The following is a 6876-nucleotide window of genomic DNA, read 5'->3' as shown; positions in this document are numbered from 1 at the left end:
TCGGCTGGCCCTTGGGACCCCGGCGAAGCCCCGAGCATGCGGGCCTCGCTGGGGTCCCCTGCCACATCTGGGGTCATCGCAACTTTTCTCTACCCCGTCAAGATCGTCGCYCGGGTGGCGCTCGGCGAGGCCACCCTGCCGGTGACGATCGATGCCGGGAACCTGCCCGGCTACATCGGCCGGCCGCGGCACACCCCGGAGTCGGCGGAGCGCACCGCCCTCCCGGGAGTGGCGACGGGCCTGGCGGTGACCGGCGCCGGCGGTGACGTCCTGTTCGTCGAGGCGTCGCTGGCCGACCCGGAGACCGGCGGGGCCGGGATCACCCTGACCGGGCAGCTCGGCGACGTGATGAAGGAGTCGGCGCAGATCGCGCTGTCCTACCTGCGCTCGCGCGGGGTGGAGCTGGAACTTCCCGTCGGCGATCTGGCCGACCGCGGTGTCCACGTGCACATCCCCGCGGGTGCGGTGCCGAAGGACGGGCCGAGCGCCGGGGTAACGATGACGACGGCCCTGGCGTCGCTGCTGTCCGGTCGGCCGGTCCGGGCGGATGTGGCGATGACCGGCGAGGTGTCGCTGACCGGGCGCGTGCTGCCGATCGGCGGGGTGAAGCAGAAGCTGCTCGCCGCGCACCGCGCCGGCATCACCACGGTGCTGCTGCCGGCGCGTAACGGCCCGGACCTGGACGACGTCCCGGCGCCGGTGCGCGACGCGCTCACCGTCCACCTGGTGACCGACGTCCGGGAGGTGCTGGACCTGGCCCTGGAGCCCGCCTTCGCCACCGGGCGCGCCGACCGGCCGGGCCACGGCGGGCGCTCCTCCACCCCGCTGGCCGCCTGAGGGTCACCCGCCGGCCCTGAGGGTCACCCGCCGGCCCTGAGGGTCACCGGCCGTCCGAAGGCCGACCAGGGGCGGCCCAGGGGCCGGGGAGGAGGGTGAGCGAGAGCCAGCGACACGCCGGGGACAAGGTAAACACCATGTGACGAGGGACGCGGAAGACGCAGATGGCGGCTACGGTCGGGGCGTGGATCGTGGTCGCTGTCTTCGGCAGGAGCGCATCGCACAGCAGCGCATCCTGGGGCTCAGTCGGCAAGGGGTGCGCCAGCGACCGCGGGACAATCGCGGGCCCGCCCATCCGCCGAACCGGCCACCCGGCCGGCGCAGGCGCACCCGCTAGATCGTTCTGCCCTCGGCAGCCGCATCGACAAGCGGCTGCGCCTCCCGCGCCGATCCGGACAACCCATGCCGATCCGGACAACCCATACCGATCCGACGCCGCGGCGGGCGGCGTGCCCGTCAACCCGCCGTCGGCCCACTTCCTCCCTCCCCCGGCCCGACTGCGCGCTTCGATCCCGGTCGGTCCCAGGCCGCGGGAGTCGATCACCTTCCCGCCCATTAAAGTGACCCGAACCCATGGGCGGCATGGCGGAGGGACGCAGTCAGCGTGGATGCCCTCAGGCGGGGTTGGGTCGGTCTTGCGCTGTTCTTCGCTGCCCTGGTCCTGATGYCGATCCTGGTGTTMGGCTATCACAGCCAGGAACCCCGGTCCGGTCCGACCCCGGCGGCATCCCCCGCACCCGACGGTCGTCCATCCCGGTCCGGCCCGGGCGCCATGCCCACGCCGTCGTCGACGATGTCCGTCRCACCGTTCACCTTCGCCGGCATCCACCAGGGCGAGACCATCTCCGGCTTCCGCATCATCCGGGTGGAAACGACGGGCTACGCCGGCCCCCTGACGTACGTGCTGAACGGACCGACCGGGCCGTACCGGCGGGATCTCCCAGGCCCGCCGTACCTGTTCACGCCGCATCCCGGCGGATGGCAGACCTCCGAGGTCCCGGACGGGCTGTACACCCTGACCGCGATCCTGGTCGGAGCCRGGAACACTCAGATCTCCATCAGCTTCACCGTCAGTAACGGAGCAGGGACTATAGGATGATCTCGACGGAGCGGGCACTCAGCCATACGACGAGAACCCGAGGGTGCACGTGACGACGGCGACCGCAGACCATAGTGTCAGCGGGATGGATCGACTGGTGTGGATCGACTGCGAGATGACCGGCCTGGACGCCGCGTCGGATCTACTCCTGGAAGTGGCCTGCTTGGTCACGGACAGTGAGCTCAACATCCTCGACGAGGGCATCGACCTGGTCATCTCGGCGCCGGAGGAGGCGCTGCAGACCATGGAGCCGGTCGTCCGCGAGATGCACGAGGCCTCGGGCCTGACCGCCGCCGTCCGGGCGTCCACCTTGTCCCTCKACGACGCGGAGCGCCAGCTCCTCGACTACGTCCGCACCCGGATTCCCGAGGTGCGCAAGGCCCCGTTGTGCGGCAACTCGATCGCCACGGACCGCACCTTCCTCGCACGCTATCTGCCGTCGCTGGACGCTCACCTGCACTACCGCATGATCGACGTTTCGTCGATCAAGGAGCTCGCCCGCCGCTGGTACGTGCGGGCCTACTACGCGGCTCCGGTCAAACGCGGCGGCCACCGGGCCCTGGCGGACATCCAGGAGAGCATCGAGGAGCTGCGCTACTACCGACGGGCCGTGTTCGTTCCCCAGCCGGGGCCGGGCACCGAGCAGGCCCGCGCGATCGCCGCCGAGATCCGCGACCAGGCCGATGCGTCGCTGGCCTCCCTGACCGCCGGAGGCTCCGAGCACCCGCAACCGGACGACCCGGCCGGTTCACCCGCGCGGCTGGACGGGAGACCTTCCACCGCCCGCCTGAACGGGCAGTGATCTCGCAGAGCGCGGCGGGCATGACCGGGGTAACCCCCTTGCCCATCCAGTGGCGCGGACCGGTACGATAGCTTCGCTTGGTCAGGCGGCGTGGGTGGAACGTCCCGGATTCGGAATATCCCGGATTCGCACCGGTCGGAGGATCTCCGGTCCGGCCGGGTCTCCTCCTTCGGCATGGCAGCCAGGTTCTGGTGGGTGTAGCTCAGCTGGTAGAGCACCGGGTTGTGGTCCCGGTGGCCGCGGGTTCAAGTCCCGTCACCCACCCCAGAGCAATATCCCGCCGACCAGGCCCCGCGGGTTGGCGGACAGAGGCCCACCGTGGCAACCGTGYGGCCCCGCCGGGCTCACTCGATGTCGAACAGCCCCTGACGAACCGCGTACATCACGGCCTCCATCCGCGAGTGCAGCTGCAGTTTGTCCAGGATGTTACGAACGTGGTTCTTGACCGTGTTCTCACTGATGAACAGCTTGCGGGCAATCTCGCGGTTCGCGCGCCCCTCAGCGACCAGCTTCAGTACCTCGAGTTCTCGCGCGGTCAGGTGCGGGGCGTGCGCCCGAGGACGGTCCTCGGTACCCCGGGCCATCGTGGCGAACTCGACCATCAACTTCGATGCCATCGAAGGACTGATCAGGCTCTGCCCATTGTGGACAGCCCGCACCGCGTCGGCCACCTCGTGCGGCGGAATCGACTTCAGCAGGTACCCGACCGCACCCGCCTTGATCGCCTCGAACAGGTCAGACTCCTCGTCCGAGACCGTGAGCATCACGATACGCGTGCGCGGAACAGCACGTTTGATGGYACCCGCCGCGGYGATCCCGTYCCGGCCCGGCATCCGGACATCCATCAGGACGATGTCCGGCGATGTCCCGGAGGCCAAGGTCAGAGCCTCTTGACCGTTACCGGCCCGGCCGACGACGCTGATGTCCTCCTCGATCTCCAGGACCGTCTGCAGGCCCTGAAGGAACAACTCATGATCATCTACTACGAGGACCCGGATCAGCGCGGAGCCCTCGACGGAGTCGGCTTCAGCGGCCGACGGCGGCACGACACTGGCCGTCATCACACATCCGGGAATCAGGATCGAATGGTCCGAGCGGCGGCAACCCGGACGCGAACGAAAGGCGGTTCGGACACCATCCCACTCTACGTGATGAAGTACACACCCGAGGTCGTGACGGCGCCGAAGTGGTGCCACCATCTTGCCCGATAAACGCATCCGACATGCCGGAAATAGTACGCGGTGGACGCTGYCACCCACCCGCATAGGACCATGTTCGCGTGGCGAGTCGCGCCCGGTTTCCTCCTGGCAACGACCCCGGCGACCAGAGCGGCAAGCCAGCACCAACAGCACCAGCAGCACCAGCAGCACCAACAGCACCAGCAGCACCAGCAGCACCAGCAGCACCAGCAGCAGCACCAGCAAGATCATTGGATATCGAGCGGGGGCGATGAGTGACCACATGACGGTTTATGCAGGAAATTACCGAGAGTTATTAATCTGATACAGTCATCTAAGAATCCTCGAAATAGTGGGCCGCTTTGCCTGGCGTGATCGGCGGATGACCGTMAATATCACCGGTATGGCCGCAGCATCCAGCAGCTCCCAGCCACGACTCCACATTAAGCCGGGTACCACCTGGTCCGAGGCGTTCACCACCTGCCGCCAGGTTGCCCCCGAGGCGTTCGACGAGGACCGCCTCCGTAATCTCTGGGGCGGGCACTGGCATCGAACTGGAAATCCACTGCACAGCCTGTCCCCCGTCGACGGCACACCGATCGCCGGGCCCCCGATGATCGAGCAGGACGAGGCCCGGGATGCGATCCGGGCCGCTCTCGACGACCACAAGCACTGGCGCGACGTGGCGCTGCCCGAGCGCAAGGCCCGAGTACGCGCCGCCGTTGACGCCATGGACGCCCACCGCGACCTGCTGGCTCTCCTGCTCGTCTGGGAGATCGGCAAGCCCTGGCGACTGGCGCGCACCGACGTCGACCGTGCCCTCGACGGGGTGCGCTGGTACATCGACGAGATCGACGGCATGATCGCCGGGCGCACCCCGCTACCCGGTCCGGTGAGCAACATCGCCAGCTGGAACTACCCGATGAGCGTGCTCATGCATGCCGTGCTCGTCCAGATCCTCGCCGGCAACGGCACCATCGCCAAGACCCCGACCGACGGCGGCGCCGCCTGCCTGACCCTGGCGAGCGCACTGGCCCGCCGGGAGGGTCTGCMGGTCTCGCTGGTCTCCGGATCGGGTTCCCGGCTGAGCTCGGCGCTGGTCCGCGCCCCCGAGATCGGCTGCCTGGCCTTCRTGGGCGGCCGGTCGGCGGGTGGCCAGGTCGCCGCTGCCCTGGTCGACACCGGTAAGCRCCACTTCCTAGAGCAGGAGGGCCTCAACGCCTGGGGTATCTGGGATTTCTCCCAGTGGGACGTGCTCGCCGCCCATCTGAAGAAGGGCTTCGAGTACGGCAAGCAGCGCTGCACCGCCTACCCCCGCTACGTCGTCCAGCGCCAACTGTTCGACAGGTTCCTCCAGATGTACCTGCCGGTGGTCTCCGGCGTCCGGTTCGGCCATCCCCTCGCCGTCGCCGACGACACCGACCAGCTGCCCGAGCTGGACTACGGCCCGGTCATCACCGCGGACAAGGCGACCGAGCTGGCCGCGAAGATCGACGAGGCGATCACGAAGGGCGGCGTGCCGATCTACCGCGGAGACCTCGCGGACGGCCGGTTCATCCCCGGGCAGGACACCTCCGCCTACGTGCCGCCGGTGGCGATCCTGAGCCCGCCGGCGTCGTCCGCGCTGCACCACGCGGAGCCGTTCGGCCCGGTCGACACCATCGTCGTCGTCGACTCGGAGGCTGAGCTGCTGGCGGCGATGAACGCCTCCAACGGCGCGCTGGTTGCCTCACTGGCCTGCGACGACGAGTCCCATGCCCGCCGGCTCGCCGGGGAGCTGCAGGCGTTCAAGGTCGGAGTCAACAAGCCGCGCTCCCGCGGCGACCGGGACGAGCCGTTCGGTGGCCGCGGCGCCTCCTGGAAGGGGGCCTTCGTCGGCGGTGTCCATCTGGCCAGGGCCGTCACCGTAGGCACGGACGCCGACGAGCGGCTCGTCGGCAACTTCCCGAGCTACTCCCTCTACCCGGCCGTCTGACCTGCCCGGCCGCTCCTGCCAGAAGGAGGATTCGACCAGGCCGGTAGGCCGTGCTCGGCGAGTGGTCCAAGGCGCAGGCCGGCGTCGTCGCAGCGCGCGGCGATCCCGGGCAGAGCCCCGAGCGCGCTGCGCCAGGCCCCGGGGGCCGATGTGCAGTCACAGTCGTGCAGCAGCACCGTGGCGCCCCCGCACAGGTCGGGGGCGAGGGTGCCCAGCACGCTGCCCGGCGTCGCCTCGGCCGTCCAGTCGCGTCCCCATGCCGACCACAGGACGGGGCTGAGGTCGAGGCGGCGGGCCGCGACGAGCAGCCCGGCCGAGAGGATGCCGTGCGGCGGCCGGACGAACCGCGGCGCGCGACCGGTGATCTCGACGACCAGGTCCCGGGTGCGGGCGAGATGGTCGTGCGTGGAGCGGGGACCGCGCAACAGCATCGGGCGATGATCCCAGCCGTGCACGGCCAGCTCGTGCCCGGCGGCGGCCATCTCCCGCGCCAACGTCGGTGCGCGTTCCAGCAGACCACCGAGGACGAAGAACGTCGCCCGCACGTCGAGTTCGGCGAGCACGTCGAGAAACTGTGGCGTGGACACGGGATCCGGACCATCGTCGAAGGTGAGCGCGACGTGATCGGGCGCGCCGAGCCCTGCGAGCGCCGGCGTCCACCGCAGCCGTAGTCGACGCAGTGTGGTGAGCGACGGAATGCCGTAGGTGAGCCCGGCCGCGCCGCCCAGGGTCAACGCCGTGGCGGCGGCACGGCGTGCCATGGCGGGCCTGCGCGTCGCAACGGACCGCGTCATGGCAAAAACTCTCCCACAGATCCGGTCTCGCCTTCCGACCGGCGCCCCCATGCCCACCGCCACGGGTACCGCCATGCCCCGCCCCCAGCCTCCGTCTCGGCCACGACCGCCCGCGCTAGCGGAGCTACTCGGGTCTCTGGATAGAACAGCTATGGGCGGTACGTTCAGTAATGTCCGCTCGTGGGGACGGC

6 protein-coding genes and 1 tRNA gene are annotated in these 6876 nt (G+C 69.6%); 5 read left to right on the top strand and 2 right to left on the bottom strand.

From position 1 onward, the window contains the following. The 4 genes from KBI5_RS16500 to KBI5_RS16480 all read left to right on the top strand — a co-directional run. On the top strand, positions 1-837 hold an 837-nt coding region (locus KBI5_RS16500; RefSeq protein ID WP_277870110.1), incomplete at its 5' end, for a S16 family serine protease. A 604-nt stretch (positions 838-1441) separates the two neighbouring features. Next, a complete protein-coding gene (locus tag KBI5_RS16490; protein ID WP_085015740.1) occupies positions 1442-1936 on the top strand; it encodes a hypothetical protein in 495 nt (164 codons plus the stop codon). Between the two features lie 85 nt (positions 1937-2021). After that, the gene (gene orn / locus KBI5_RS16485) at positions 2022-2738 is read left to right on the top strand and encodes an oligoribonuclease (protein ID WP_347272515.1); all 717 of its coding nucleotides are present in this window, start codon (positions 2022-2024) and stop codon (positions 2736-2738) included. A gap of 191 nt (positions 2739-2929) precedes the next feature. Then, positions 2930-3005: transfer RNA gene (locus KBI5_RS16480), tRNA-His, on the top strand. Between the two features lie 77 nt (positions 3006-3082). Here KBI5_RS16480 and KBI5_RS16475 read toward each other — a convergent pair. Continuing rightward, positions 3083-3799, bottom strand: a complete 717-nt coding sequence (locus KBI5_RS16475) for a response regulator transcription factor (protein ID WP_085015739.1) — start codon at positions 3797-3799, stop codon at positions 3083-3085. A 520-nt stretch (positions 3800-4319) separates the two neighbouring features. Between KBI5_RS16475 and KBI5_RS16470 the strand changes: the two genes are divergently transcribed. Beyond that, positions 4320-5891, top strand: a complete 1572-nt coding sequence (locus tag KBI5_RS16470; protein ID WP_085015744.1) for an aldehyde dehydrogenase family protein — start codon at positions 4320-4322, stop codon at positions 5889-5891. Here the strand turns inward: KBI5_RS16470 and KBI5_RS16465 are convergent. Continuing rightward, on the bottom strand, positions 5876-6652 hold the full coding sequence (locus KBI5_RS16465; RefSeq protein ID WP_232235200.1) for a polysaccharide deacetylase family protein: 777 nt from the start codon (positions 6650-6652) through the stop codon (positions 5876-5878). The genes KBI5_RS16470 and KBI5_RS16465 overlap by 16 nt on opposite strands. Positions 6653-6876 lie beyond the last annotated feature (224 nt).

This window comes from Frankia sp. KB5, assembly GCF_002099325.1.
GTDB lineage: Bacteria > Actinomycetota > Actinomycetes > Frankiales > Frankiaceae > Frankia > Frankia casuarinae.
Note: the sequence above shows the minus strand (reverse complement) of the source record. Positions and strands in the feature narration are given on the sequence as shown.